The sequence below is a fragment of the Fimbriimonadaceae bacterium genome (genome assembly GCA_019454125.1).
Lineage (GTDB): Bacteria > Armatimonadota > Fimbriimonadia > Fimbriimonadales > Fimbriimonadaceae > JALHNM01.
The window spans coordinates 1,674,941-1,700,676 of record CP075365.1; the positions used below are offsets into that span (position 1 = coordinate 1,674,941).

A 25,736-nucleotide genomic window follows, 5' to 3' on the forward strand; every position below is an offset into this window, starting at 1 on the left:
AAGCAAGGTGATCTCGCCCCGTTCCGGAGCCCCCTCTCCTACCGCGAAGGAGAGGGGGTTGGATGTGAGGTTCCCTGGCGCTTGCCGCTCGGTGAGACGTCCCGTTTCCAAGCGGTGTCCTATAACTCCAGGACGCGACCCAGACCAGTGTGGTCAAAATGGCGTCTCACTCGTCAGCCAAGCGTTTCGGCTGGGCTGCAAGGAAACACGGATACACCATGACACCAAAAAACACGATCTGCCTTTGGTACGACAAGGACGCGCTTGAGGCGGCCGAGTTCTATGCCAAGACCTTCCCGGACAGCGAAGTGATCGCGGTCCACCGGGCGCCGTCCGACTTTCCCGGGGGCCAGCAGGGCGACGTCCTCACGGTGGACTTCACCGTTTGCGGCATCCGGTGCATGGGCCTTAACGGCGGCCCCGTGTTCAAGCACTCGGAGGCGTTCTCCTTCCAGATCGCCACGGACGACCAAGAGGAGACCGACCGCTATTGGGACGCCATCCTGGGCAACGGCGGGGAAGCGAGCGAGTGCGGGTGGTGCAAAGACCGATGGGGCCTTTCCTGGCAGATCACGCCCCGCACCCTCACCGAGGCCATGGAGGCTGGCGGTGACGAAGCGAAGCGCGCTTTCGAGGCGATGATGACGATGCAGAAAATCGACGTCGCCAAGATCGACGCCGCTCGCCGGGGATAAAAACCCTCTCGCACGGGCGATGGACCTATCCCGATATACCGAACCTCTCGGCCGCACCCCCGCAATGCTGGCGGCGGCCCTACGCGGGCAGCCTGACGAGTGGCTGGACGCGAAACACACGCCCGACGTCTTCAGTCCTCGCGAGGCCGTGGCCCACTTGCTCATCGTGGAGCGCGAATGGGGCTGGATCTTTCGGATCAAACGGGTGATGGATCCCAAATACCGGGAAGACGGCCAGGACATCCTGGAGACCGACTATGCCCAGGCGCACACGGTCGAGGACATGCTCCGCGAATTCGAGGCGGTGCGGCGTCGGTCGCTCCAGCTGTTGCTCGAGCTCGGGCTTGCCGAAAGTGACATGGAACGGTCGGTCCATGACCCGGAGTTCGGCACGGAATCGGTGCGGAACCAGCTGGCCGGTTGGGTGGCGCACGACCTCTACCACCTAGGGCAGATCTATAAGTCGTACGCCTCGCTCTACCGGGAGGAGATCGGCCCCTACCAGCAGCACCTCAACTTGCCGGACTTCAACTAGCGTTCCGAAGACAGGGGGGCGAGCACGGAAGGGGCGGGTGGCGAAGTTCCCTCGTTCGCCACCCGCTCTCCCATGGCCCTTCCTCAGCCGCGAGTCTTCCAGCCGTAAGGTACGTAGCGGTTTTCGAAACTCCCGTCGTCGAACAGGTCGACGAGGGCGTAGCCGTAGGTGCACTCGTGGTAGTCGCCGCCCCACCACCCGCCAGAGACCGCCCCGTTGCAGAAGTAAGCGACGTTGTTGTAGACCACTTGGTCGGTCAAGTGCTCATGGCCGCTGACGCAGAGCCGCACGTTCGGGTTCTTCTTGAAGAGGTCCTTGATGCGGCGAGCGTCGATGTGGACCCAGGAACCTGGGATGACCCAGTTGCCAGACTTCTCGTTCTCCCCGTCGAAGAAGCTGCACACGGCTAGGATCGGGATGTGGCTGACGACCATCACGTTCGTTTTGGCATCCACCTTGGCCAGATCGTCCGCGAGCCACTCGAACTGCTCATCGTCGAGCTTTGCCGTGTAACCATTGCCCGCGCGGAACGTGCTGTCCAGCACCACGAAGTGCCAGCCCGCCTGGTCAAAGCTGTAGTAGGGCTTCTCCAAACCCAAGGCGTGGCACGCCCACGCCTTGGCAAACATCGGGTGCTTCTCGTGCGCGTCCCCCAACCCCCAGGCCCAGACGTCGTGGTTGCCCACGGTGTGCCGCACCGGCAGTTCCGCGTTCGCCTTCATCACCCGCGTGAAGATGTCCCATTGCGTCTTGGTCCGCTCTTCGCTCGCGCCGAAGGCGTCCATGATGAGGTCGCCGCCTGTGACGATCAGGTTGGGCTTGTCCTTTTGCGACTGCGCGTGGGCGAGGCACGCCTCCATGCCCTCCGGCGCGCCCTTCTCGGGCTGCACGTGGATGTCGGTGAGGTGCGCGATGCGAAGCACGCGTTTACGGTCGGGCCGCGGTGCCGGCAAGCAGACGGCGGGCAACAACACTCCGGCCGCGGTCGCGGCGAACAGGTCTCTTCGGGTCAAGGCCATGCCTCAGATGGTACTCGGAAGAACCTGGCGAAAACACTGTTCGGCCGGATTCAAACGCTACCTTTCTGACATGCGCCAGCCGTCCCTGGGGGGCTTCGGAACGGTGGCGCGGAGGTGGCGGTGCGGAAAGCCTAGGTTTTGGCTTTCGTTGGGTTAGTCGTCATCGTCCTTGAGGCCTCGCTTGTTCATCCATTCCATGAAGTCGGGATCGTCCATCTTCGTCTGGGCAGGCATCCACTTCCGGTCTTTGAACCGAGGGTCGCCCGGTTTGTACGCGAGTTCGGCCTGGAAGACGCGGGGGTCCGAATCGACGTGGGAATAGCCGGTCAGGTTTGGCTCGACCGTGAACATGTCCCGCAGGTCGGTCGCCAGGGCGTCGAACATGTTGTTCGGGCCGAGGCCGAAGATCTGGTAGATCGTCTTATGGATCGACATGATCGACGTGTGGTCCCGGCTGATGTAGCCTCGCTTGGCATAGGGGCCGAGAACGAGCACGAACGATCGGTGCCGGTCGACGTGGTCGTTGTCCCCGCCCGAGTCGTCCTGCGTCACGAAGACGGCCATGTTCTCCCATTCGGGCTGCTGACTGAGCCACTCGACCAGGCGGCCTAGCGCGAGGTCGTTGTCGGCCATGTAGCTACAGACGTAGGGGTAGCCCCACTCGGGCCGCTTGCCGTCGCCATGGTCGTTGCACAGGGTGATGTTGATGAACTGCGGCAGCGGCTTACCCTTGGCACGGAAGTTCTTCTCGACGTCCTCTTTCAGCCACTCGACCCGGGCGATGTCGGGAATGTTCGTGTTGTAGACGGGGTACTCCCAGCAGGTGCTGTCCCAGAGCGCCTTGTTCAGCGGATGGTTGACCTGGAGGACCGAGCCGGTCTTGGGCGGGTTGCCGGGCTCGATCTGACCGGGGAACTCGAAGCCCTCGCCGTAGTTCCGGAAGCTGATGCCGCCCCGCTCAAAGTGTTCCCACATCGAGCCGTTCTCGAGGAAGTCCTCGGGGATCTGCGACCCGTCGCTGCCGATGCCCGGGAGTCGTCCCTTGGTGGCGTCGTCGGCGCGGAAGTTCCACCCGGCGTAGTACTGGCGCGTGGTCCAGAGCGAGGGATAGACGCCGATCAGCCACCGGTGCCCGTCCCCGCTCGCCTGCGGCTCCATGTAGAAGTTGTCACTGATGGCGAACTGCTCGGCGAGCCGGGTGTGGTTCGGCATGATCGGAAGGCGCTCGCCCTTGCCCTTCTCCGTGATCCACCCCTCCATGCCGAACTCGGCGTAGTCGGGCTCGCCCTTGGCGCCCTTCAGCCCGCCGAAGATGCCGTCGAACGTGTGGTTCTCTTTCGTGATGAAGACCACGTGCTTGATCTGCTTGCTCCTTTGCCCAGGTTGGGTCGGAATCGGGCTCGGGGCGTTCTCGCGGTCGGCGTCGTACACGTTGACCAGGCCGTTGTTCTTGAGCACCTGGGCCGTCAGCTTGGGAAGGGAACTGGTGCTGGGAACCTCGGTCTCCAGTACCATGCCCGGCATGTCGGACAAGCCGTGGCGCTCGTCGCTCTCCGGTCGCGGGTGCTTGGGTCCGCGGGGCCCTCGGCCCAGCCCCTTTTGGCAGGCGACGTAGAGCTTGGTCTCGTCTGCGTTCAGTCTCAACTGCATCGGGAACCAACCGGTCGGCAGCATGCCCTTCACCTCGCCCTTCTTAGGGTCGATGACGACGACGGCGTTCAGGCCGCTGGCGCAGACGTAGAGCGTCTTGCCGGCCCGGTCCATGGCCATGCCGCTGGGGATCACGCCTCGCAGGGCGTTGACTTCGGGGATCGGAGAAAGACGGATGTTCTTCACCGTCTTCATCGAGGCCGCATCGAACACCTGGACCGTGTCGTTGTTCGCGTTGCTCACGTAGAGCAGGCCGCCCTGCAGGAGGAGCGCGTTCGGGGCGCTGCCCCCCACGGCGATCCCCCCTTCCGTGATGCCGCGGATCATCGTGCCGCACTTGGCGTGGAGCTCAAACTTGGGCGCCGTCGGCGTGGAGACGTCGAACCGGTAGACCGATTGGGCGCCGGGGGCTCCGTCTTCGCCGAGGCCGGGGACAAAGCGGCCCTCGAACTGCACGCCCTTCGTCGCTTCCTCGCTCGGGTAGGCGAAGGCCGGCCGCGTCAGGCCCGCCTTCTCGAACTCGGGGTCGTTCGTCGTCGGGATCTTGCTGTAGTCGAAGAGCCCGATGTTGGCGACGAACAGCTTCTTCCCGTCGCCCGAGAGGGCCAAGGCGTACGGCTGTCTTCCCCCGTCCACCTGCGAAACGATCTTGCCGCTGGTGGAGTCGAGCGTGAGGACTTCCTGTCGCGCCACGTCCAGGGCGAAAACGTACCGGCCGTCCCGAGAGTAGGCCATGTCCACGATGTACCGCCCGTAGGTGCCCGCGTTGACGTCCCACTCGGATTTCACCGACCAGTCCGCGGTCGAGAGGACCGCGACCTTGCCCGCGTCGCCTCGGCTGGCCAAAAGAACTGTCCCGTCAGGCGAGAACACGCCGGCGGGGGCCAGCTCCTTCAGGGCGACGGCCCGCCTCTGGGGCTTGGGCTCGTCGACCCGGTAGACCGAGAGTTCGTTCTCAGCAAACGCCACGAGGGTCTTGCCGTCGCGCGAGAGGAGCGTCTGCCAGACGTCCGGGCCCGTATAGAGCCGCCTTCCGCTCGGGGTGAGAAGACGTCCGTTGGGCAAGATGGTCGTGCCTCCCGGCACGACTTTGGCGTACTCCTTGTCCGCAGGAGCACGGAAGACGAATGGAACGTCAGCCGCCTGACAAGCGAGGAGCATGAGAGTCGCAAGCATGAACCCGTGAAGTGTACGGGCCTCCTGTTAAATTCGCGTTAACAAGCGATGTCACGCCTCCACCCCGGACAGAGCCCCGGTTCGGCCCCAGAGGAGCCGCGCCGGGCATCGGCCCGACCAGGCTGACTCGGTACCCGTCGCGACAAGAAAACCTCCGCGGTTTGCGGCCATGATTGGGGGTCGTTCCATGGTGCCTGCCCCTCAAAAGCCTTCGCCGGAGAAGCGGCGCACGCGGGTCTTGCTCGTGTCCGTGGCGCTCTTCCTTGCGTCCTGCGCCCTGCCGTGCCTGCATTGGCAGAACGGAGACTCGATGTTCGGATGGGAGGTGCTGCTGCTGGGGTGGATGGGCGTCCTCTACGGCCAATTAGCCTGGTTCGCGAACCCGCTTTATGCGCTGGCCATGCTCTGCTCTGTCTTGTCCCGCGGCCGTTGGGTGACCCTGCTTTCCCTGGGCTGTGTCTTTGTCGGGCTCTTGACGGTCACGCTCTTCTTCACCGAGTTGCCCGCGGACGAAGCGAACGTAAACAAGCTTCGCCTCCAGTCGCTCGGCCCCGCCGCCTGGCTCTGGATGGGATCCTTCCTCACCCTTGTTTACGCCAACGGCCGACGCGACCCCATCCGCGGCACCTTCCAGGGCATAGGACAGGCTTAGGATAGGCAGAGGCGGTTTTTGCCCGGTGAGCGGCCCGCACCAGGTACGGGCCGCTCGTCGGGTCGCGTCAGTATCCTACGACTTCGAAGTGGGAGTACGTCGTCGTGATGCCGGGGAAGAGCAGGGGGCCAGTCCGCGTACTGCGCAAGCGCATCGAGAACCGTCCCTCGCCGTCCAGGAAGTTCGTCGCGTCCACGCCGAAGATCTGGATGAACCTGTCGCTCGTCGTGAGGTTCGCCGTTCCGACCGTGACGTACTGGTTTTGGTTACGGTCTAGGATCTCGACCGTCAGGTTCGCCGTGACTTGGTCCACGCGGGCGACACAACGGATGTCGAGCCGGCGTTCGGGAATCGCAGTCGCCCGGCAGTCAAGCTGGAAAAGGCTCGTGTACGTCGTGCGCGACTGTTGCGGGCCGCCGGTCTTGATCGTGAGGTCGAGGTCGGCCGAGTCCTCGGGCGACCACACTCCGTAATCGAGGACGGAGCCAAGCACCCCGACGCCGTTCTCTATGAGGACGGGCTGCACGTTCTCGACGACCGAGACCATGCGCTGTCCGGGAATGTCGAACCTAATGGTCGGCCCGACGAAGCTCGGCGGGATCGGCGTCCAGTCGTCTGCCACGAAGTCGTAGAACATAGGCGTGATGCGACCCGGATTGCCGATGAACTCCAGTTCGTAAGTGAGCAGTCCGGTGGTCATGTTCGTGACCCCTGCGTCCCGGAAATCGAAGATTCCGCTGCAGAAGCGCCCAAACGGAGCGGGTTTCGGTGGTTCGAAGATGTCGAGCTGGAACGTTTCGACCTCGACGAGGTCACCGGGTTCTGCGATGACTTTTGCCGTGAGCATGGAGATCTGAGGGTCGAACGTATAGACAAAAGCCATTCCAGCGTCGTACTGGGCCACGGGCTCGTAAATCGGCGGGTCGATGCCAAAGTCGACCGGGGGATCCGTGCGGTAACGCAGTCCGACACACGCGCCGGTGTTCCGAATCAGGTCGTTGAGAAAGGCGTAGGCGGTGCCGGCAGGCAGGGAGTTGATGAAAGCGCTGACGTTGGCGTCTTCGACCTTCGTGCTGTTCGGCGGCATGAACCCTCGCTCCTTCGCCTCTTTCTTGAGCTTTCGCAACGCGGCCGCCCTTTGCTGCGGGGTGCCTTTGGTGAACTCCCAATCAATGTAACCCGCCAGTTTGCGAGGGAAGTCCTCGACCGTCCCCACACCCGGGACACCCCCGAAACTCTGGCCGACTGACTTCTTTGGTCCGCCCGGCCCGTCCGGGTCGGTGCCGCCGTTGCAGACGTAAAGCGTGACTTTGATGTTCGCACCCGGGCGGGGGGTCAGTTCATAGCCGCCGCTCGGGTTCTTGGGCGGCTTGTTGTTTTGGAAGCCTGCGCCCGTGCCGCCTTGCTGCCCCTGGGGCCGGACGCCGTCGAAGGTGCGGCCGCCGTCAAGGTGGACTCCTCCACCTTGAGTGCCGTTCCTGCCACCGCCGTGCTTCATCACGACGAAGCAACCGTTAGGGGCCACGGCCATCCACGCCATGTTCGTGGTGGTCCGGTTGACATCGTAAGCCTCCTTCGTGCCGTCGAGGCTGCGGTAGCCGATCACACGGCCCTGCCCGTCCTTGATCACGGAACCGATCTTTTGGTTCTGGCTGTTCGTGATATCGCCGTTGGGTTGGATAGTCCCCGGCTTGCCGTCCGGCTCGAGCAAGCCGAGGTCTTGCCAGATGTAGTTCTTAGCGAACTGGTTGGCCTGGTCGCGGTCGTCGTTGAAGACGTAGACCTTGTCAGGTGCCGCAAACGCGGCTGACAGCAGGAACTGCAGAAGCATCAGGATGACGATGGGCCGTTTCATGGTTCTGTCTCTCTATGCAATCCGTGAGTTCGAAACCCCTGCCAGACGACCGCGTTGTAGTCGGTCGTCTCCCATACCGATTCCTCACCAGTACAGGGGGCAATTGTAGCAGACATTCTACGAAAATTCTCACTATTTTCAGAAGAAAGATTAAACCAAGCCTGACCCCACACGTCAGGCCAGGGGGTGAGAGCACGGCTTCCGGGCGGTCGAAGATCGCGTGCAACTGGGGCCCGGCACCCGCTACGATCCGATCACGCCGCCCGACTCTGACTGGACCGCGATCACGGATGGGCGCGGGACGCCGGTGCCGTCCGGCCACTTCGTCGAGGGGTCCGAAAAGCTCGAGCCTTCTCCGGGGTGCTGGATCGCCAGGAACGCGGTCGTGCCGTCCGGGGTGAACTCGGGGCCGCAGACCTCGCTGCCCACCACGCTCGCCATGAACTGCCGCAGCTTGCCCCGCTCGGGCCCCTCGGTCGGCACGGCGAAGAACCCGTCGCGGAACTTCAGCGCAGACTCCATCCCGTCCGTCGCGATCCAAAGGTTGCCCCGAGGGTCGAAGCAGATGTTGTCCGGGCAGGAGATCGGGCTCAGGCCCTCCTTCGGGTAGCCCGCGAAAAACGTCCGGTCGTCCGCCGGGTCGCCGCACACCATGAAGAGCTCCCAAGCGAACGTCGTGGCCGCATGGTCGCCATCGGCCTCGACGAGCTCGATGATGTGACCGTGCCGGTTGCCTTCGACCGGGTTCGCGGCGTCCGTGCCGGGCTTGCCCTCCTTCGCCCGGTCCACGTTGTTCGTACAGACGACGTAGACCTTCTCGTTGACCGGGTTCACCTCGATGTCCTCGGGCCGGTCCATCTTGGTGGCCCCGACCAGGTCGGCGGCGATCCGTGCGTCGATCACCACGTCGGCCTGGCTGTCGAACCCGTTCTCGGCCGTCAGCGGCCCTTTTCCGTGGACCAAGGGCAGCCACACGCCGGTGCCGTCCTCGTCGAACCGGGCGACGTAGAGCACGCCCTCGTCCAGCAGGCTGCGTTTCGCCTCTCGGTCGCTCCGGTCATAGGGCTTGTCGCAGACGAACTTGTAGACGTACTCGAACCGTGCGTCGTCCCCACTGTACATGACCACGCGGTCGTTCTTGGTGACGTGCGAGGTCGCGGCCTCGTGGCGGAACCGGCCCAAGGCCGTCCGTTTGACGGGCGTCCAATCCGGGTCGTAGGGGTCGATCTCGACGATCCAACCGAAGGTATAGGCCTCGTTCGGCTCCTTGCGACAGTCCAGCCGGTCGATGTGCCTTTCCCAGGCGTAGGACGATTCAGCCTTCCCAAGCCCATACCGCTCAGCGCTGCGGCGGTCCTTCTCGCTCGTGTAGCTCGTGGCGTGGCCGAACTGGCCTTGGAAGTTCTCCTCGCCGCTCAGCACCGTGCCCCAGGGCGTCTTGCCAGCCGCGCAATTTTGCATCGTGCCCCGGCACCAGCGCCCGTCTGGGTGGGCGCTCGTCCGCATCCGCGGGTCGGCTTTGGCCGGGCCGCTCACCCGCATGGGCGACGTGGCCGTGTAGCGCGCGTTGTAAGGACTGTCCACCACGGTGGCCCACCGTCCGTCCTTCCGCTCGACCTCGACGACCGAAAACCCCATCGCTTCCATGCAGGCCGCCGCCATCTCCGCGGTGACCTCCTTCTCGTTCTGAATCGGGAACATCAGTTCCGGGTTGGCGTACTCGTGGTTCACGCCCAGCAGGCCGCGGTCCGAGTTTTCAGATCCGTAGGGAAGCGGCAGGAACCCGACGAAGTCGCAGTTGTAGCCGAAGCACCGCGCTTGGGTGGCGGCGTCCATCTTGCCCGGCTCGGGCTCAGCCTGGCCAGGGAACATGGGGTCGCCCCAGCGCAGGAGCGGCTGCCAGCGGTATCCCGGCGACAGGACCACGCCTGGAGCCGTGCTCGGGCCGATCGGCTTGAAGTCCAGCCCCGTCGGGCTCTTAATCACCGGGTGCGGCAGGCTGAAGGCAGAGGCGCCGCTCAGCGTCAAGAACGTCCCGAGCGCGCCCTTCAGCACGTCCCGCCGTCGCAAGCGCCGCTCGACGATCTCGGCGAAGGGAAGTCCCGACCCTCCGGTGGACCGCACGATCGGGTCGTCGTCGTAATGGCGCTGCGTTGAATCGGACATCCGTCAAGGATGCCCTCATCATTGTTAAAATTGCGATAAGGCCGGGTCCCCCAGCCCGGCTAAAGCCCCCGCACTCCAGGCTAACTCATGCTACGTGGCCTGACCCGGGATGAAGGCCAGACAACTGATCGCAGGACTGTCCCTCCGGAAACCGGCTCGCGTGGCCGGTTCTTCAAAGCTCCTTCGGTCACTCACCGTCGTGGCTGAGTGTAAACCAGGGTGGCCTGGCCTGGTTGCTCCGGCGACAGGCCAGGATCCGCAGACTCCTGGCAGCTCGGCTGTTGGCCACGCTCCCTGGCCCCCGGCCTGTCCACCGGGCCAGACCGCGCCACCCGCCACGTGCAAACCACTGCGTTGGCACGGCTGTGGCACGGCTGTGGCACGGCTACGGCACGGACCGGGCCCTGCCAGAGTCGCGGCTGGGCCGGGGGGACTGCGGGCCATGCACCTCCCCTTGCTGGTTCTCGGTCGCCTCGACACGCGACGTGCCTAGGCATTCAAATGCTCCCCGGAGTGAGGGTGGCCTGGTCTGGTCGCTCCGGCGACAGGTGAGGGTGCGCAGGCTCTTGCCCATACGGCCGGTGGTCCCGCGACCTGGCCCCCGGCCTGCCCTCCGGGGCAGACCGGGCCACTCGCCGGGCCTATTCCCCCGGGGGGCCAGTTAAGCCGATCTCGACTTCGAGCTCGACCTCATGCCCTTCGTCGAGCCCTTTCGGCTTGCGGACGCTTGCCCGGATCGGGACAAGGTAGAGCCCGTCCTTTGGCATGAGCGAAGTCGACCACTCGGTCTCGTCGATCCGAACCCGAACCGGAATGCACCCCCAGCCATAGCTGGCGAGCTTTTCGACCGCCTTGATCTCTGCGGACAGGTCGTCCGGCACAACGACAAAGTAGTGCGGCGCGGGCCCCCTCCAATAGATGATCTTTCCTTTGAAGCCGATCGTCATGCGAACGTGAATGATGCCTCAGACATCAGGCATGGAACTCGCTCCGATCCCTATCTACTGCCTTCCAAAGGCGACTTCATGCCTCGGCACGCCCCGTGCCGCGGCTACTCCAGTGCCTGCGTATACACGGCCTTCACGACCTCGTCCGGCGTCGTCACGCCTGCGAGCACCTTCTGCTTCCCGTCCTCGAGCATGGTGCGGAAGCCTTGCTTGCGCACCGTCTCCATGAACTCCGCGTAGCCGGCGTTGCGGGCCACGGCTTCTTTCACCTCGCGGTTGGCGACCATGAGTTCGAAGACTCCGACTCGGCCTTTAAAGCCGGTGCCGCGGCAGTTCTCGCAGCCGGCGCCTTTAAGCAGCCGTGCCCCGGCCATGTCGGAGGGGCCGATTCCGATGGCGGTGAGCTCCTCCTTCGAGTAGGGGTGGGGGGCGCTGCACTTGGGGCAGTTCGTGCGGACGAGGCGCTGGGCCATGATCGCCACGAGCACGCCCGCGATGAGGTACGGCTCGGCGTTCATGTCCACCATGCGCCCGACCGACTCGATCGCGTTGTTGGTGTGCAGGGTGCTGAGCACCAAGTGGCCGGTGAGGCCGGCCTGGATGCCGATGGCGAGCGACTCGGGGTCGCGCATCTCGCCGACCATCATGACGTCCGGGTCCTGGCGCAGGAACGAGCGCATCACCCGCGGGAAGCCGACCTTCTCGGTCACCTGCACCTGGGCGATGTTGTGGTCGAACTCGTACTCGACGGGGTCTTCGACCGTGACGATATTGCGCTTGCGGCTGTCGAGCTGGTTGAGGCTGGCGTAGAGGGTGGACGTCTTGCCGCTGCCGGTAGGGCCGGTGACGAGGATAAGGCCGTAGGGGACTTGGATCACCTGGCGCCATTTCGCCTCGACGTCCGGCGGCATGCCGAGCGCGGAGAGCTCGACCTTCATCGACTGCGGGTCGAGGAGGCGCATGACGAACTTCTCGCCGTTGAGGCAGGGCACGCAGCTGGCGCGGGCACTGAGGCGGCGGCCGTCGTTCTCCATGTCGATGCGGCCGTCCTGGGGCTCGCGGGTCTCGTCGATGCGCATGCCGGCGGCGAGCTTGAGGCGGGCGAGCACGTTGGCGGCCTGCTCAGGGGGCAGGAAGCCGGTCTCGGTGAGCACGCCGTCCTGGCGGAAGCGGATCTTGAGCTGGTCGCGCTCGGGCTGCAGGTGGATGTCGCTGGTCTTGCTCTCCAGCGCCTGCATCATGATGTTGTCGACGATGCCGACGGCGAGCGACATCTCGTTCCCGCCCATCTCGCGCGTCTGGCCCGACTCGCGGAGGATGAGGCGGAACTTCTTAGCCGCCCCCCAGTTCCCTTGCTCTTGCACGCTCATCTGTGTGTGATGTTAGCAGTTGGCGGTTGGCGGTTGGCGATTGGCGGTTGGGGTTGGTTCGGGTTGGATCGGGTTGGTTCGACCTGTGGCAAAAATCTTTCATCGCAGGCTTGACTTTAGACCCACTGTCACGGTAAAAGCCTGGGCATGATCGCTCTGTTCGCTGCCGTTCTGATGTTGGCGCCCCCCCCCCCCCAGCGTATCTTGAGTCTGTGCAGCTAGCGCAGGACTTTGTGATCGGTTCGACTCAGACGGTCGGCACAGTGGTGATGAGCCAGAACGTGGGCTCGGCCACGGTCGTCCAATTGGAGACGACAGACGGTTCAGTCACGACGCCGCCGACTGTGACGGTGCCGAATGGCCAGAAGACCGCTACCTTCACGGTGACTGTCGATAACCCAGGCGGCCCGGTCGTGGCCCAGGTCATCGCCCACACCCCGGGTTACAGCCAAAGGGCGAAGATGGCCGCAGTCTCTGCGCAAGGAGACCTTGCCATCACGGCATTGGAGGCGCGGTCTGGAAAGGGGGGAGTGTGGCTAGGCTGGACAGGATTCCCTGAAGACGTCTACGGCAAGACGCTACCCGGCTACAAGATACTGAGGAAGCAAGGCACGGGCCAGTTCTTACAAGTGGGCAAGGTGACCGACACCGCCCAGTTCGTGGACACGACTGCCGCCGAGAACACTGCGTACACTTACAAGGTCGAGCTACGCAATGCGGGAGGGACGCTCCTCGCGGCCTCTCCAGAAAGGACCGTCACGAAGACAGGGGGCGGTGCCACGATCAACTGGCCCCCAACCGGCGGTACGACCTGGAGCGGCACGAAGACCGTGCTCCTCGCCAACCCGGACCCGAGCCAAGAGCATTACGACGTTTACGTCAACGACCGCCTCTACGGAACGGCGTCCGCCACCGAGTCGAACGGCGGCTCCTCACAGACTATCCGCCTCGACCTCGACACCACGCAACTGGCCAATAGCGTCGATATGAGCGGAGGCGAGCTCAATCGGCTCCTCGTCGGCGGTGGGACGTACAAGATCGTGCTGTCGTCGACCGACGAGCAGACGGCCCTGCACTCCAGCCCGCCGCTCTACTTTAACGTGTCGAACGAACTGTCCTCAGTCTCGAACGACGGCGTATGTCAGACGGGCGGCAGCGAGTACGGCGCGATCCAGGGCACGTTCCGAGAGGCGGGAACGACGACGATCCAACTTCAGAGTCAAGCCGGGCAGACGCTTAGGACATGGACGTTCGACGACCGCCGCTTCGCGATAGTCTGGGACGGCAAGGATAGCCAAAACAATGCGGTCGGGGATGGAAGCTATAAGTGGAGAATAGAGGGCACTGGCGGTGGAGGCACCTTCTTCTACCGCATTGTCAAGGTCGGGCAAAGTCCCCAATTCCTTTCCATCATCAACTATCCAGCCAACGAACCGCTAAGGAGTGAAGGGATAGCTTATGCCTCCCGAGTCGCCGCGTACCTTCAACAAATGAGTCAGACGACGACCAGCTTTAGCTGGCTAGTATACACCTTGTCTGAGAATGAAACAGTTAGCCGAACCATGGTTCAAAAGATATGCAAATGGATTCGATTTAGCTGCGACTTCTTTCACCTCGATGGTCACGGTTACCGAGCAACCGAAGGGCAAACAGAAAGCACGGCCAAGATCGGAGCCAACGTATACGTACGTAATTTTGGATCGGCTGTGAAAGGCTGGAGCTTTATTACAGTTCCATATTGGACTCAGGGCCGCCAGTACAGGTTTGCGTGGTTGGACACCTGCCACTCTGGAGGATGCAACAAGAGTGGTGTGCCGGCTGATCCCTGGCAGACCTTTATGACTCGACAGCCGCACGACCGATGGGCAGATGCTTTCAACATTGACCGAGAGATTTTCGAGGGTGCCTTCCTCGGGTTTAACGGACAAGTGTCATTCAATGGACCAAGCGGGCCCGCGAAGTCCTACCGTGATTGGCGAGACTTTTTCTGGCAGGCGCTTGCAAATGGCTTGACGTTCCGAGAAGCTCTAACCCGTGCGGATCAGCGACTGGTTGGTAATGCGCCTCAACCTAATCCTCGGTCAATCTGGGTTTACCAGCAGAGCCAGTTCCCCAAACGAGTCACAAGTGGGGAGTATAAGTGGTGAGGGGCTTAGTAGTCACTTGTTGCTTTCTGATCCTTTGTGCGGGATGCACTGGCAGCGTTCAGCACGAAGGAGACAAGAGCCCTGCTGCGCCGCGCTTGATCGCTAACGATGACGTAAGATCACTTGCCACAAAGATTGCCCTTCAAAAGCCAGATCAATGCACGATTCATTTCACAGTTGGGCTGGGAAGAAATTGGGAGGAGGGCTTTGCTGAGCGCACAGATACGGGTTCCGATGTGTCAGGCATTCGCCACATAATACAAGATCGGATTGTGATCGAAGCAGTACTGGTCGCCCTGGGCAAGAGCGCAAGGACTATCAAAGTCGCACAGTCTCCGCTAGCTAATTATACAAAAGAGCCTCACGACCGACTCGTCTTTAGCCGCTTAAAAGAAGAGATCGCAACTGTCCCATTTCAAGTCGAACAACTAAGAGATCATTGGGGCGCAGATTTAGCTAACCTCATCGAACCATTGTACAATCGAGAAACGAAGGCGTCCCAATCGAAAGAAGGTCCTAAGTGATTGCGCACCCGCCGTGCTCTAGACACTGATTGCGGGTAGCTCGACCTTCATCGACGGGGGGGCGAGCAGTCGCATGACGAACTTCTCGCCGTTCAGGCAGGGCACGCAGCTGGCGCGGGCGGGGGATCTCCACCCCCTGGCCCCCTATTCAGATGGCAGGGACATCCATCCGAGGAGGAAGAAGGCCGTCTCCATGTCGATGCGGCCGTCCTGGGGCTCGCGGGTCTCGTCGATCCGCATGCCCGCGGCGAGCTTGTCTCCACCCCCAACTCCCTCGTCATTTCGACCGGCACGAGCCATCCGGCGCGAAATGAGGAAGGGGTCGAGGAGCCGGCCTGGATTGAGGCCGTCAGGCAAGGGGCTTTGAGAGCACGAGGCTCGCGTAGTTGACGCCTGGACGCCAGTCGTGCTGGCCGATCACCGCGTACCCCCAGGATTCGTAAAGCTTGACGAGCCCGGGGGCGTCCTCGCTCGTGTCCAGCGCCATGGCCCGGTAACCGTGCTCGCGAGCTTCGGCTTCTGCAAGCTCGACGAGCCGCCGTCCCAAACCCTGGCCCCGAAAGCTGGGCAAGACGCCGAGCATGCCGAAATAGGCCACTGCCGGATCTCGGTAGTGGGCGACATCGTGGTAAGGCCGCGGTTCGTACCACGTGACGGTGCCCACCCACTCTCCGCCCGAGCCGGCCAGCCAGCACCGCCCGCCCTGCAGGCGTCGCCGGGTCGTCGCGTCCGTCTGGTGGGTCGCCGTGAACCGAAGGCCTTGCTCCAGAAGGCTCGCATAGCAAGCGTGGAGCAGGCGGGTCAGCCGCGCGACGTCGTCAGTCCCGAGTTCAAAACGCCGGAATTCGACCTCAGGCACGAGGCGAGTATACAAAGTGGGAGCGCTCCCCCTTGCGGGCGACAAAGGGGAGCGAAGCGATATGGTCAGCGAGCGAGCGCCGGCGCCAGGGGTACGCCCGTGCAGCCAGACGGGTACTCGATGCCGAGCAACAGACTCAGCGTCGGCGCGAGGGCCGTGGTGTAGACGCGGTCGTAGTGCCAGCCCCGCTTGATGCCCTTGCCGGACAGCACGAGGGGCACGTGGGTGTCATAGACCCAGGGGGAGCCGTGGCCCGTGCCCGTCCCCCCGCCGAAGTAGGTGCCGACGGCCTCAAAGACCAGAACATCGCCGCTTAGCGGGGCAAAGAACGAGTTGTGGGCGAGTTCGGCAAGGCGCGTCCAGGGAGTCTCGCCGCTCTGAATCTGGTGCCGCGTGAAGGCCGCGGCCACACCAGGCGCGGCGAGGGCCGCGTCGCGCGCCACCTTCTCGACCTCGATCGGATCCAGCCCCTTCTGCTGCATGAGGCCGCGGTTCAGGTAGAGGTTCGGCAGCGCGCCCAACGCCCAGTTGCCTTCGCCGTAACGGGCGGTTAGGGCCTTGGCGACCGCGTCCACCACAGGCTTTTCGGGCTGTCGCTCGCTGCTGGTGATGTTGAAGTGCTCGTGGGCCTCTTCGGGGATCGGCACGACGCCGTGGTCGGCCGTGACCGCGATGACGACGTTCTTCAAGCCCCCGCGGACGTGGCCGTTCAAGAAGTTGAACATCCGGCTGAGCATCCGGTCCGTACGGACGCTGACGTCCGCCACTTCCGGGCTGTTAGGGCCGTAGCGGTGGCCGACATAGTCGTTCGTCGAGAGGTTGATGACGAGGATGTCGGTGGTCTCCGCCCTGCCCAGGAGGGTCTCGTTCAGGGCGCGCTCGACAGTCTCCGCGATGTAATCGTTACCGAAGCCGCTGGTCGTGAACTCGGAGTAATAGGCGCGGTCCGGCTTGGTGCCGAGCTCGTGGCGGAAGACGCCCTCCGCCGCGGGTTTCTCGGCCGGGGCCTTGCGGGAGAATCGGTAGCTCTCGGCCGGCAGCAGGGGAACCCAGGCCTTGCCCAGTTGCCTGTCGATGACCCGCTCCTCGTTCATCTTGGCCGCCCAAGAGGGAAGCTTCTTGTCCGGGCAATAGAAGGTGCTGCTCGTCCAGTTGCCGGAGGCCGAGTCGAACCAGACGACCTGGTCGGCGGCGTGGCCCGCCATGAGGATCGAGGCGCGGTCCTTGAAGGCGATGCCGACCACGCGGGACTTGCCGTTCGTGGCCATCTTGAGCTCGTCGCCCACGGTCGTCACCTTTAGGTTGCGGGGGCTCATCGGCTTGCCTCCGGCGACCGCCTGGACGCTGGGGTCTTGGACGCAATAAGTCTCGTGAGTCTTCGAGAGGTCGGACCAGTCGATGGTGGCGGGGTCGTACCAGTCGTTGCCGACGATGCCGTTGCTGCCTGGCCCTGTCCCGGTCATCAGCGTGGCGTGGCCGGGGCCGGTAGCGGTCGGGACGTGGTTGTGGTGGGCGTCCGCGAAAACGGCGCCATTCTCCATCAGGTATCGGAAGCCGCCGACTTTGTTGCCGGTTCGGGCGGGAAGGTAGAGGGGCGCGAAGCGGGTCAGATAGTCCGCGCGGAACTGGTCGATGCTGACTACCACGACTAAGCGGGGCGGGTCGATTCCGATCGAGGTTTGGGCGGTGGCGGCCCCCGCAAGGAGGGCTCCAGCCAGGAGCAATGTCGGGCGCATTACGCCCATATTGATACCGTGCTGAACAATCAGCGGTCCGTGGTGCCGCTCACAAGGCCCAGAAATAGGGCTAATGATGCAAGGGGTAGCCCATGGGCCCGGGCTCGCCCCCGGATATGTGAGGTATCGTTTCGGGGCTCGGGAGCGTGCATGCCCGCAGTCTTCATTGAAGCTGCGACTTGGCGCACGGTCTCACCTGAACCCGCTTAGAGTAACAGACATGGCACGAGCGAAATTCGAAAGGACGAAGCCGCACGTCAACATTGGCACGATCGGCCACGTCGACCACGGCAAGACGACCCTGACCGCCGCTATCACCGGCGTCCTGAGTGAAAAGGGCCTTGCCCAAAAGCGCGGCTACGACGAAATCGACTCGGCGCCTGAGGAGAAGGCCCGCGGCATCACGATTAACATCAGCCACCAGGAGTACGAGACCGACAGCCGGCACTACGCCCACGTCGACTGTCCTGGCCACGCGGACTTCATCAAGAACATGATCACGGGCGCCGCCCAGATGGACGGCGCGATCTTGGTCGTCGCCGGCACTGACGGCCCGATGCAGCAGACCCGCGAGCACATCCTGCTCGCCCGCCAGGTCGGCGTGCCGTACATCGTGGTCTACATCAACAAGGTCGACCAGGTGGACGACGAGGAGCTCATCGAGCTCGTCGAGATGGAAGTCCGCGAGCTTCTCAGCGCCTACGGTTTCGACGGTGACAACACGCCGATCATCAAGGGCTCGGCCCGCAAGGCCCTCGACCAGGTCGAGGCCGGGTCGGTCGACTTCAATGAGAAGTACGTCAAGTCGATCATGGACCTGATGGACGCGGTGGACAGCTACATCCCGACGCCGGAGCGCGAGAACGACAAGCCGTTCCTGATGGCGGTCGAAGACGTCTTCACGATCACCGGCCGCGGTACCGTCGCCACGGGCCGCGTCGAGCGCGGCACCCTGAACGTCAACACCGAAGTCGAGATCGTCGGCATCCGCGACACGCGGAAGACCGTTTGTACCGGCATCGAGATGTTCCGAAAGCTGCTGGACACCGCCACCGCCGGTGACAACTGCGGCCTCCTCCTTCGCGGTATCGACCGCAAGGACATCGAGCGCGGCATGGTCATCTGCAAGCCCGGCTCCATCAAGCCGCACACCAAGTTCGACGCCGAGGTCTACGTCCTCTCGAAGGAAGAAGGCGGCCGGCACACCCCGTTCACCACGGGCTACCGACCCCAGTTCTACTTCCGCACGACGGACGTCACCGGGACGCTCAACCTGCCGGAAGGCGTGGCCATGGTCATGCCGGGCGAGAACATCACGATGACCGTCGAGCTGATCGCCCCGATCGCGATGGAGCAGGGCTCCAAGTTCGCGATCCGCGAAGGTGGCCGCACCGTCGGCGCCGGCGCGATCGCCAAGGTCTACGAGTAATCGCAAACGTTCAAGAGGGCGAGCCGTGGCTCGCCCTCTGCGCGTTAGGCTCAAGGTTGCAATCTTCTCAAGAGGACTAATGCGGCTAAGTGGAAGGCGATGATCACTAGTGTGGTTCCGATCGATAGTGTTCTGTTCTGTCCACTTGACCCGTTCGCCAGGGACAGGTCGACCGTGGGATTCGGTAACCACCTTGTGACAAGTTACATACACTTCCCAACCTTAGGCCCTGGCCAGAGCACACCTGTTTCACTCCCATCCACCAGTGATCACTCGTCCACCATACTCATGGCCGATGACGCTTCTGGTCGGCGGCAGCGTCCTGATGGCGTTTACGATTCGCTCGGCCCTCACAACGGCCTTGCGCACGCCGTCTATTTTGACGGCAGAATGGGATCGTTCAAACCTTGGGCCAGTTAGATCCAGCTCGCAGGCTTGAGAGTGGTATAACACATTCGGCCGGGAGGTGGAGCCATGCTGGGCAAGCGGGCTGAAATTTCCGGCGGAGAAACAAAAGACCATGAGTGGAATGCCCGTCGTTCGTATCCGCATCCGCGCCTACGACCATCGTATCCTCGACCAGAGCGCTGCGAAGATCACCGACACCGCCAAGCGCACCGGCGCCCGCGTCGCCGGCCCCGTGCCGCTCCCGACCCGGCTTCGCCGCTTCTGCGTCATCCGCGGCCCGCACATCGACAAGGAGTCGATGGAGCACTTCGAGCTGCGCACCCACAACCGCCTGATCGACATCCACGAGCCGACCAACAAGACGATCGACGCCCTCATGCGGCTCGACCTCTCGAGCGGCGTGGATATCGAGATCAAGACGGTCTGAACCCGAGCCCGCAAGACGGGTCCATCTCAGCGGCATCCCTTGCCCCACGAAAACCAGTAAAAGTACGGTGTCAATTGGGGGGGTAACGTCTCGGCGTGAGGGATTTTGTGAAGGCTTATTGGGCTGGTAAAACTGGCGTCTTGCCTGCTGCAACCCTACTATTAGTCGGTAGCATGGGGATTGCGCTGTCCTTCCAACCAGTGCCGCCGGTTCACAGCGCCCGGGACGGATGTGCGGCGCGAAATGAAACGCCCGAGCGACTCCGGAAAAGCCTTGCGAATCCCTTCAGGCAAAGAGGAGACCATAAGTGACTTTTATCGCATTGATCAATCGCACGGCAGCGGCCATGGCAGTTGTCGGCGTCGCATTCGTGGCGACGGCCGCCTTTCGATCGCCCCAGCAAAAGGATCCGAAGGAGGCGTTTGAAAAGCTGCGTCGAATCGGGGTGGCACTGCAGCTCTATCGGGCCGAGTACGGCTCTAAGCCCATTGGGGAAAGGTCCTGCTTTGCGGACGCGGGGCTCCCAGCAAACATCGTCACGCTTACGGAGCCTGGCCACAGTTGGACCTTGCCAATGTCGGATTTCCAGTTGAGTTACAGCCGTTACGGCGACAGCAGTAACCAGCCAGAATTCGTGGCGCTGTACTGGCCTCAGGAGTTCTATAGCGAACTGGGTGACATCAGCAGGTATTACGCTCAAAGGGGCGACAAGCTACCTATACTCGTCGATGAGGACTTCAATCGGAAACTGCCAGAGGGGGTCTTCGTTCGCAAGAGCCCCGCTCTGCGGCTAGACGGTTCGGTGGGTTGGATCGAGTACGACGTGCGAGATTTGCCCACGCGCCTGGAGAAGTAAGTGAGCAAGGCTGCCACGGCTCAGTTGCTTGCGCTGAGCCTTGCTCTGGAACGTCTCAGCAAAACTTAGCTTGCCAATCTGCGACGTCAGGGCAATTACCAGCACTGACGTCATCGGCATGAAGTCAACGAGGGCCACGCCCGTTTACGATCAACGCCAGTAACAGTGGCCCCGTTGACCAAAGACCCCCCGCCACGACCGTGGGAGACCAGTTCGAACCTTTGCAGATCGGATCGGCGGGGAAGTGGTGAAGACAGGCCCAGGCCCGTTGCAATCTGCCGCCAAGCCGTGTGATAATCCGCAGGCTCGGAACAGAGCGACGGCGGCTTTTTGGCCCCGCCTGACGGAGGCCCTGGCAAAGACCAGGGGGACGCCGGCAAAACAGGCGAGACGGCCCGCAAAGCTGACTTGAAGTTCGATTTCGGTAATTCCAGGGTGCCCGTGGCTGACATGCCAGAGGGCGGCCAGGAGGGCGCATGCTGACAGGCATTCTAGGCATCAAAGTGGGGATGACCCACATATACGACGAGAACGGACGGTCGATCCCCGTGACGGTGGTGCAGGCCGGGCCCGTCTATGTCACGCAGGTCAAGACTCCCGACAAGGACGGCTACAGCGCGGTCCAGGTCGGTTATGGCGACCAGAGCGACAAGCACCTCACGTTCCCCAAGTTCGGCCATCTCAAAAAGGCGGGCCTTACCAAGAACGTCCGGCACATGAAAGAGTTCCGCGTCAACGACACGGGCAGCTTCGCGCCGGGCCAGGAGATCAAGGTGGACATCTTCGCCGAGGGCGAGGACGTCAGCGTGACCGGGGTCAGCAAGGGGCGGGGCTTTCAGGGCGGCGTCAAGCGCTACGGCTTCAAGGGCCAGCACATGACGCACGGCTACATGACCCACCGACGACCGCTTTCGAACGGTGCGACCGGCCCGCAGAGGGTCTTTAAAGGCAGCCGCCGGCCGGGGCACATGGGCGACGCCCAGCGCACCCAAAAGGGCTTGAAGGTGGTGAAGGTGGACGCCGAGCGCGACCTGCTGCTGATCAGCGGCAGCGTCCCCGGTGCCAACGGAAGCCTTGTGACGGTCAACAAGGAGGGCAAGGCGTGAGCAAGTTTCTCGACACCCTGAAGGGCCTCGGCGTGAGCGGCAACCTGCTGCACCGCGTCGTGGTCGCGGAGGAGGCGAACGCGCGCCAGGGCACCCAAAGCGCCCAGACCCGCGCCGAAGTCGCCGGCGGCGGCAAGAAGCCGTACAAGCAGAAGAAGACGGGCAACGCCCGCCAGGGCTCCATCCGCGCCCCGCACTATGCGCACGGCTCCATGGCCCTGGCCGTCAAGCCGCGCAACTACGACAAGAAGGTCAACAAGAAGGAGCGCCGCCTGGCCCTCATGGTCGCTTTCGCGGCCAAGGCACAGGCGGACAGCCTGGTCGTGGTCGACAAGATCGCTTTTGAGAACCCGAAGACCAAGGACGCCATCGCGCTGCTGGCCAAGCACAAGCTCGGCAAGACGAAGCGGGTGCTGATCCTGATGGCCGAGCACGACGAGGCGACCTATCGAAGCTTCCGCAACCTGGAGGGCGTCGAAGTCCGCACGGTCAACGGCCGGGACGGTAAGGGCGAGGGCTTCTCGACGCGCGACGTCGTGGTCGCCCACAAGATCCTGATCGACAAGGCCGGCCTCGACAAGCTTGAGCAGACCTACATCTCCAAAGAGGAGGCGAGCAAGTGAAAGACCCGCACGAAATCATCGTCCGGCCGCACATCACGGAGAAGTCCGTGAACCTGAGCTACGGTGACGAGAAGATCACCGACGACAACCTGCTCCAGCGGCAGTACACGTTCATCGTCGCGCCGAGCGCGAACAAGATCGAGATCAAGCGTGCGCTCGAATCGATCTACAACGCGGGCAAGCGGGCCAAGGACGACCTTATCCAGGTCGAAAAAGTCCGCACCATCACCGTCCGGGGCAAGATGCGCCGCGTGGGCTCGCGCGCCAAAGGGAAGAAGGCCGATTTTAAGAAAGCCATTGTCACGCTTGGCAAAGGCCAACGGTTGGAGGATTACGGAGTCTAAGCCATGCCAATGCGACGAATGAAACCGACCTCGCCGGGGCGGCGACACATGATCGCCTCCACGTACGAGGAGGTCACGAAAGGTAAGCCAGAGAAGTCGCTGACGGCTTCGCTCCGCAAGAAGGGCGGCCGGAACCACACCGGGCGCATCACGATGAAGAACCGTGGCGGCGGCAACAAGCGGCGCTATAGGATCATCGACTTTAAGCGGAACAAGGACGGCGTCATGGCGACGGTCGCGGCGATCGAGTACGACCCGAACCGCACCTGCCGCCTAGCCCTGCTCGAGTACGAGGACGGCGAAAAGCGCTATATCCTGGCCCCGCGCAACCTCTCGGTGGGCACCAAGATCAGCAGCGGCGAAGGGAGCGACATTCTCCCGGGCAACTGCCTTGCCCTGAAGAACATCCCGCTCGGCACGCTCGTCCACAACATCGAGCTGCAACCCGGTCGGGGCGGCCAGATGGTCCGCTCTGCGGGCGGCGCCGCGCAGGTGATGGCGAAGGAAGGGAGCTATGTCACGCTCCGCCTTCCCAGCGGGGAGATGCGCATGGTGCACGCGACCTGCCGCGCCACGGTCGGCGAGGTGGGCAACGCGGAGCACGAGAACGAACAGTTCGGCAAGGCCGGCAAGAAGCGGGGCATGGGGCGCAAGCCGCACGTCCGCGGCGTCGTGATGAGCCCGCGCGACCACCCCCACGGTGGCGGCGAGGCGAAATCCCCGATCGGACGCCGCAAGGGGCCGGTCGATCGCTGGGGCAACAAGGCGCTTGGACGCCGGACCCGCCATAACAAGCGGACCGACTCGTTCATCGTCCGCCGACGGCACGAGGCCAAGAAGAGGTAAGGCTGAAGAATGGCAAGAAGTCTTAAGAAGGGCTACTTCATCGACGACCACCTGGCCAAGAAGATCGAGGCCATGAACGCCGCCGGTGAGAAGAAGATCATCAAGACGTGGAGCCGTCGCTCGACGGTCACGCCGGACATGATCGGCCACACTATCGGAGTCCACGACGGGCGCAAGCACGTGCCCGTCTTCGTGACGGAGAACATGATCGGCCACAAGCTGGGCGAGTTCGCGCCGACGCGCACTTACCGCGGCCACGACGGGTCTATCCCAGAACGGGGGATGAAGCTTCGCTAAGTCCCAAGGGGGAGTAAGCGAAAGGGTATCGTTAGGGGCCTTGCGCGCAGGGTGGAACCGGTGGAAAAGCCGGGGAAAGCCCGCCCATGGTCGATAAGGACGCAATGGAAGTCAGAGCAGTCGCAAAATACGTCCGGGTGCAACCTAGAAAGGTGCGCATCGTCGCGGACGAGGTCAGGGGCAAGTCCGCCCAGCAAATGGTGGACGTGTTGCGCTTCCACCCCAGCAAGGGCGCTTTCTACCTGTGCAAGGTCATCAAGAGCGCGATGGCGAACGCGGTGGAGAACCACGGCGCCTATCCGGAGGGTCTGCGCATCCAGACCATCATGGTCGACGAGGGCCCGCACATGAAGCGGATCCAAGCCCGGGCCATGGGCCGCGCGAACCGCATCTTGAAGAAGACCAGCCACATCACCGTGGTCGTCGAGGATTTCGAGCCTGGCGCAAAGCCGAAGCCGCACGGCACCAAGGCCAAGTCCCGGCCCAAGTTCGTCGCCCCGAAGAAGGGCAAGGCGGCCAAGGCTGAGGAGGCCGCGGCCGTCGAACCGGAAGAGGTGGCCGAAGCCGCTCCCGTCGCCGCGGCGGAGCCTGAAGAGGCGACTCCGGTGACTGTGGCCGAAGCGCCCGAGAGCGAAGGCGGCTCGACCCCCGAGGAAGAAGCCACCGAGACCAAGGAGGGCGAGAACAGCTAATGGGCCAAAAAATCCACCCCGTCGGTTTCCGGCTTGGCGTGATCCGAGGCCACGATAGCCACTGGATCTACCCGAAGAAGCATTACCGCGAGGCGCTCGCCAGCGACCAGCGCATCCGTGCCTACCTTCGCGAGAAGATCGGCAAGGGGCTGATCAGCCGCGTCGAGATCGAACGCGCCGCGAACCGCGTCAAGGTGACGATCTTCACGAGCCGACCGGGCGCCGTCATCGGCCGGGGCGGCAAGGGCATCGACGAGATCAGCAACGAACTGAACCGGCGGATGCGTAGCGAGGACCCGACCTCCCAAGTCCAGGTGAACGTAACGGAAGTCCGACAGCCTGAGCTGGACGCCCAGCTGGTGGCCGAGAACATCGCGATCCAGATGGAGCGCCGCATCAGCCACCGAAGGGCCATGCGCCAGTCGATGACCCGCGCCCAGCGCATGAACGCGCGAGGGATGAAGGTCATCGTCAGCGGTCGCCTCAACGGCGCGGAGATCGCCCGCATCGAGCAGGAGAAGATCGGCAAGGTGCCGCTCCACACGCTCCGCGCGGACATCGACTACGGCTATGCCGTGGCGAACACGGTCGCCGGCTCGGTGGGCATTCGAGTTTGGATCTATAAGGGAGAAGTGTTGCCGGAAAGGCAGCTGATGGCCGCGATCGCTGCGGAAGCCGCCAGCGAACAACCGCGCCGACGGCGAGACCGGGGCGACCGGGGGGACCGCGGGGGATACCGTGGCGACCGTGCGCCGAGAGGCGACCGGCCCGACTATCGGGGTGACCGAGGACCGCGGCCGCCGCGGGCCGAAGAGCAGCCGAGCACGGAGGTGAAAAGCGATGTTGATGCCTAAGCGGACGAAGTACCGCAAACAAATGAGGGGCCGCATGCGCGGCCGCGCCAAAGGTGGCACCGAGATCAGTTTCGGCACCTACGGCCTGGTCGCCATGGAGCCGGGCTGGATCACCGCGCGACAGATCGAGGCGAGCCGTATCGCGATGACGCGACACGTGCGCCGCGTCGGCCAGGTCTGGATCCGCATCTTCCCGGACAAGCCGTTCACGAAGAAGCCGTTGGAGCAGCGCATGGGCAAAGGTAAGGCCGGCGTCGAGGGCTGGGTGGCCGTCGTCAAGCCGGGCCGCGTCATGTTCGAGATGAACGGCGTCCCGCCGGAGGTCGCGAAAGCGGCCATGCGGCTCGCCCAGTACAAACTGCCCATCAAGACGAAGTTCATGATCAAAGAAGGGTTCGTCTACGTGCCGCCGACGAAGGCTGCCATTGCGGCCAGCCGGGCCGGCGAACGGGACGAAGCCATGACCGCTGATCAGGCGCCCGAAACGGTGGAGACCGTGGAAGAGGGCCAGTCCTGAGCGGCA

23 protein-coding genes are annotated in these 25,736 nt (G+C 63.5%); 15 read left to right on the forward strand and 8 right to left on the reverse strand.

Annotated elements, in window-relative coordinates; translation table 11 throughout:
- The first annotated feature begins 218 nt into the window (after positions 1-218).
- Both KF733_08305 and KF733_08310 read left to right on the forward strand, forming a co-directional pair.
- Positions 219-695 carry a VOC family protein gene (locus tag KF733_08305; protein ID QYK55003.1) on the forward strand — a complete coding sequence of 159 codons (477 nt, stop codon included), beginning with the start codon at positions 219-221 and terminating at the stop codon, positions 693-695.
- Between the two features lie 19 nt (positions 696-714).
- Positions 715-1,230 carry a DinB family protein gene (locus KF733_08310; GenBank protein ID QYK55004.1) on the forward strand — a complete coding sequence of 172 codons (516 nt, stop codon included), beginning with the start codon at positions 715-717 and terminating at the stop codon, positions 1,228-1,230.
- Positions 1,231-1,313: 83 nt separating this feature from the next.
- Here KF733_08310 and KF733_08315 read toward each other — a convergent pair whose 3' ends face one another.
- Both KF733_08315 and KF733_08320 read right to left on the reverse strand, forming a co-directional pair.
- On the reverse strand, positions 1,314-2,249 hold the full coding sequence (locus KF733_08315; protein ID QYK55005.1) for a metallophosphoesterase: 936 nt from the start codon (positions 2,247-2,249) through the stop codon (positions 1,314-1,316).
- 153 nt (positions 2,250-2,402) lie between these two features.
- Entirely contained in the window at positions 2,403-5,075 is a 2,673-nt protein-coding gene (locus KF733_08320; protein ID QYK55006.1) for a hypothetical protein, read from the reverse strand.
- 187 nt (positions 5,076-5,262) lie between these two features.
- Between KF733_08320 and KF733_08325 the strand changes: the two genes are divergently transcribed.
- Positions 5,263-5,727, forward strand: a complete 465-nt coding sequence (locus tag KF733_08325) for a hypothetical protein (GenBank protein QYK55007.1) — start codon at positions 5,263-5,265, stop codon at positions 5,725-5,727.
- Positions 5,728-5,794: 67 nt separating this feature from the next.
- Here KF733_08325 and KF733_08330 read toward each other — a convergent pair whose 3' ends face one another.
- The 4 genes from KF733_08330 to KF733_08345 form a co-directional block, all read right to left on the reverse strand.
- Complete coding sequence (locus tag KF733_08330) at positions 5,795-7,582, reverse strand: hypothetical protein (protein QYK55008.1); 1,788 nt, start codon at positions 7,580-7,582, stop codon at positions 5,795-5,797.
- Between the two features lie 243 nt (positions 7,583-7,825).
- Entirely contained in the window at positions 7,826-9,748 is a 1,923-nt protein-coding gene (locus tag KF733_08335; protein QYK55009.1) for a PhoX family phosphatase, read from the reverse strand.
- A 641-nt stretch (positions 9,749-10,389) separates the two neighbouring features.
- Entirely contained in the window at positions 10,390-10,695 is a 306-nt protein-coding gene (locus tag KF733_08340) for a DUF1905 domain-containing protein (GenBank protein QYK55010.1), read from the reverse strand.
- Positions 10,696-10,799: 104 nt separating this feature from the next.
- The gene (locus KF733_08345; protein QYK55011.1) at positions 10,800-12,065 is read right to left on the reverse strand and encodes a type II/IV secretion system protein; all 1,266 of its coding nucleotides are present in this window, start codon (positions 12,063-12,065) and stop codon (positions 10,800-10,802) included.
- A 212-nt stretch (positions 12,066-12,277) separates the two neighbouring features.
- Here KF733_08345 and KF733_08350 point away from each other — a divergent pair, with 212 nt between their 5' ends.
- Positions 12,278-14,212 carry a hypothetical protein gene (locus KF733_08350; protein ID QYK55012.1) on the forward strand — a complete coding sequence of 645 codons (1,935 nt, stop codon included), beginning with the start codon at positions 12,278-12,280 and terminating at the stop codon, positions 14,210-14,212.
- 873 nt (positions 14,213-15,085) lie between these two features.
- Here KF733_08350 and KF733_08355 read toward each other — a convergent pair.
- The gene (locus KF733_08355) at positions 15,086-15,595 is read right to left on the reverse strand and encodes a GNAT family N-acetyltransferase (GenBank protein QYK55013.1); all 510 of its coding nucleotides are present in this window, start codon (positions 15,593-15,595) and stop codon (positions 15,086-15,088) included.
- A gap of 65 nt (positions 15,596-15,660) precedes the next feature.
- On the reverse strand, positions 15,661-17,331 hold the full coding sequence (locus KF733_08360) for an alkaline phosphatase family protein (GenBank protein QYK55014.1): 1,671 nt from the start codon (positions 17,329-17,331) through the stop codon (positions 15,661-15,663).
- Between the two features lie 220 nt (positions 17,332-17,551).
- On the opposite strand from KF733_08360, the gene tuf reads away from it, so the two are divergent.
- The 11 genes from tuf to rplP all read left to right on the forward strand — a co-directional run bounded on the left by tuf (position 17,552) and on the right by rplP (position 25,730).
- A complete protein-coding gene (gene tuf / locus KF733_08365) occupies positions 17,552-18,760 on the forward strand; it encodes an elongation factor Tu (protein QYK55015.1) in 1,209 nt (402 codons plus the stop codon).
- A gap of 520 nt (positions 18,761-19,280) precedes the next feature.
- Positions 19,281-19,595: a 30S ribosomal protein S10 gene (gene rpsJ / locus KF733_08370; protein QYK55016.1), complete on the forward strand. Its 315-nt coding sequence runs from the start codon at positions 19,281-19,283 to the stop codon at positions 19,593-19,595.
- Positions 19,596-19,902: 307 nt separating this feature from the next.
- Complete coding sequence (locus KF733_08375) at positions 19,903-20,451, forward strand: hypothetical protein (protein QYK55017.1); 549 nt, start codon at positions 19,903-19,905, stop codon at positions 20,449-20,451.
- A gap of 476 nt (positions 20,452-20,927) precedes the next feature.
- The gene (gene rplC / locus KF733_08380) at positions 20,928-21,557 is read left to right on the forward strand and encodes a 50S ribosomal protein L3 (GenBank protein QYK55018.1); all 630 of its coding nucleotides are present in this window, start codon (positions 20,928-20,930) and stop codon (positions 21,555-21,557) included.
- The gene (gene rplD / locus KF733_08385) at positions 21,554-22,180 is read left to right on the forward strand and encodes a 50S ribosomal protein L4 (GenBank protein QYK55019.1); all 627 of its coding nucleotides are present in this window, start codon (positions 21,554-21,556) and stop codon (positions 22,178-22,180) included. The genes rplC and rplD overlap by 4 nt, the downstream gene beginning before the upstream one ends.
- The gene (gene rplW, locus KF733_08390; protein ID QYK55020.1) at positions 22,177-22,524 is read left to right on the forward strand and encodes a 50S ribosomal protein L23; all 348 of its coding nucleotides are present in this window, start codon (positions 22,177-22,179) and stop codon (positions 22,522-22,524) included. The genes rplD and rplW overlap by 4 nt, the downstream gene beginning before the upstream one ends.
- Positions 22,525-22,527: 3 nt before the next feature.
- Positions 22,528-23,370 (forward strand): 50S ribosomal protein L2, encoded by an 843-nt coding sequence (rplB, locus tag KF733_08395; GenBank protein QYK55021.1) that lies wholly within the window; start codon positions 22,528-22,530, stop codon positions 23,368-23,370.
- Positions 23,371-23,379: 9 nt separating this feature from the next.
- Positions 23,380-23,667, forward strand: a complete 288-nt coding sequence (gene rpsS, locus KF733_08400) for a 30S ribosomal protein S19 (protein QYK55022.1) — start codon at positions 23,380-23,382, stop codon at positions 23,665-23,667.
- A gap of 104 nt (positions 23,668-23,771) precedes the next feature.
- Entirely contained in the window at positions 23,772-24,359 is a 588-nt protein-coding gene (gene rplV / locus KF733_08405; GenBank protein ID QYK55023.1) for a 50S ribosomal protein L22, read from the forward strand.
- Positions 24,359-25,213 (forward strand): 30S ribosomal protein S3, encoded by an 855-nt coding sequence (gene rpsC / locus KF733_08410; protein ID QYK55024.1) that lies wholly within the window; start codon positions 24,359-24,361, stop codon positions 25,211-25,213. Before rplV ends, rpsC begins: the two co-directional genes overlap by 1 nt.
- Positions 25,200-25,730 (forward strand): 50S ribosomal protein L16, encoded by a 531-nt coding sequence (rplP, locus tag KF733_08415; GenBank protein ID QYK55025.1) that lies wholly within the window; start codon positions 25,200-25,202, stop codon positions 25,728-25,730. The genes rpsC and rplP overlap by 14 nt, the downstream gene beginning before the upstream one ends.
- Positions 25,731-25,736: the final 6 nt, after the last annotated feature.

Bases quoted from the DNA above. Each gene is read 5' to 3' on its own strand.
- KF733_08305 (QYK55003.1), top strand. From the start codon at position 219: ATGACACCAAAAAACACGATCTGCCTTTGGTACGACAAGGACGCGCTT.
- KF733_08310 (QYK55004.1), top strand. From the start codon at position 715: ATGGACCTATCCCGATATACCGAACCTCTCGGCCGCACCCCCGCAATG.
- KF733_08315 (QYK55005.1), bottom strand. From the start codon at position 2,249: ATGGCCTTGACCCGAAGAGACCTGTTCGCCGCGACCGCGGCCGGAGTG.
- KF733_08320 (QYK55006.1), bottom strand. From the start codon at position 5,075: ATGCTTGCGACTCTCATGCTCCTCGCTTGTCAGGCGGCTGACGTTCCA.
- KF733_08325 (QYK55007.1), top strand. From the start codon at position 5,263: ATGGTGCCTGCCCCTCAAAAGCCTTCGCCGGAGAAGCGGCGCACGCGG.
- KF733_08330 (QYK55008.1), bottom strand. From the start codon at position 7,582: ATGAAACGGCCCATCGTCATCCTGATGCTTCTGCAGTTCCTGCTGTCA.
- KF733_08335 (QYK55009.1), bottom strand. From the start codon at position 9,748: ATGTCCGATTCAACGCAGCGCCATTACGACGACGACCCGATCGTGCGG.
- KF733_08340 (QYK55010.1), bottom strand. From the start codon at position 10,695: ATGACGATCGGCTTCAAAGGAAAGATCATCTATTGGAGGGGGCCCGCG.
- KF733_08345 (QYK55011.1), bottom strand. From the start codon at position 12,065: ATGAGCGTGCAAGAGCAAGGGAACTGGGGGGCGGCTAAGAAGTTCCGC.
- KF733_08360 (QYK55014.1), bottom strand. From the start codon at position 17,331: ATGCGCCCGACATTGCTCCTGGCTGGAGCCCTCCTTGCGGGGGCCGCC.
- tuf (QYK55015.1), top strand. From the start codon at position 17,552: ATGGCACGAGCGAAATTCGAAAGGACGAAGCCGCACGTCAACATTGGC.
- rpsJ (QYK55016.1), top strand. From the start codon at position 19,281: ATGAGTGGAATGCCCGTCGTTCGTATCCGCATCCGCGCCTACGACCAT.
- rplC (QYK55018.1), top strand. From the start codon at position 20,928: ATGCTGACAGGCATTCTAGGCATCAAAGTGGGGATGACCCACATATAC.
- rplB (QYK55021.1), top strand. From the start codon at position 22,528: ATGCCAATGCGACGAATGAAACCGACCTCGCCGGGGCGGCGACACATG.
- rpsS (QYK55022.1), top strand. From the start codon at position 23,380: ATGGCAAGAAGTCTTAAGAAGGGCTACTTCATCGACGACCACCTGGCC.
- rplV (QYK55023.1), top strand. From the start codon at position 23,772: ATGGAAGTCAGAGCAGTCGCAAAATACGTCCGGGTGCAACCTAGAAAG.
- rpsC (QYK55024.1), top strand. From the start codon at position 24,359: ATGGGCCAAAAAATCCACCCCGTCGGTTTCCGGCTTGGCGTGATCCGA.
- rplP (QYK55025.1), top strand. From the start codon at position 25,200: ATGTTGATGCCTAAGCGGACGAAGTACCGCAAACAAATGAGGGGCCGC.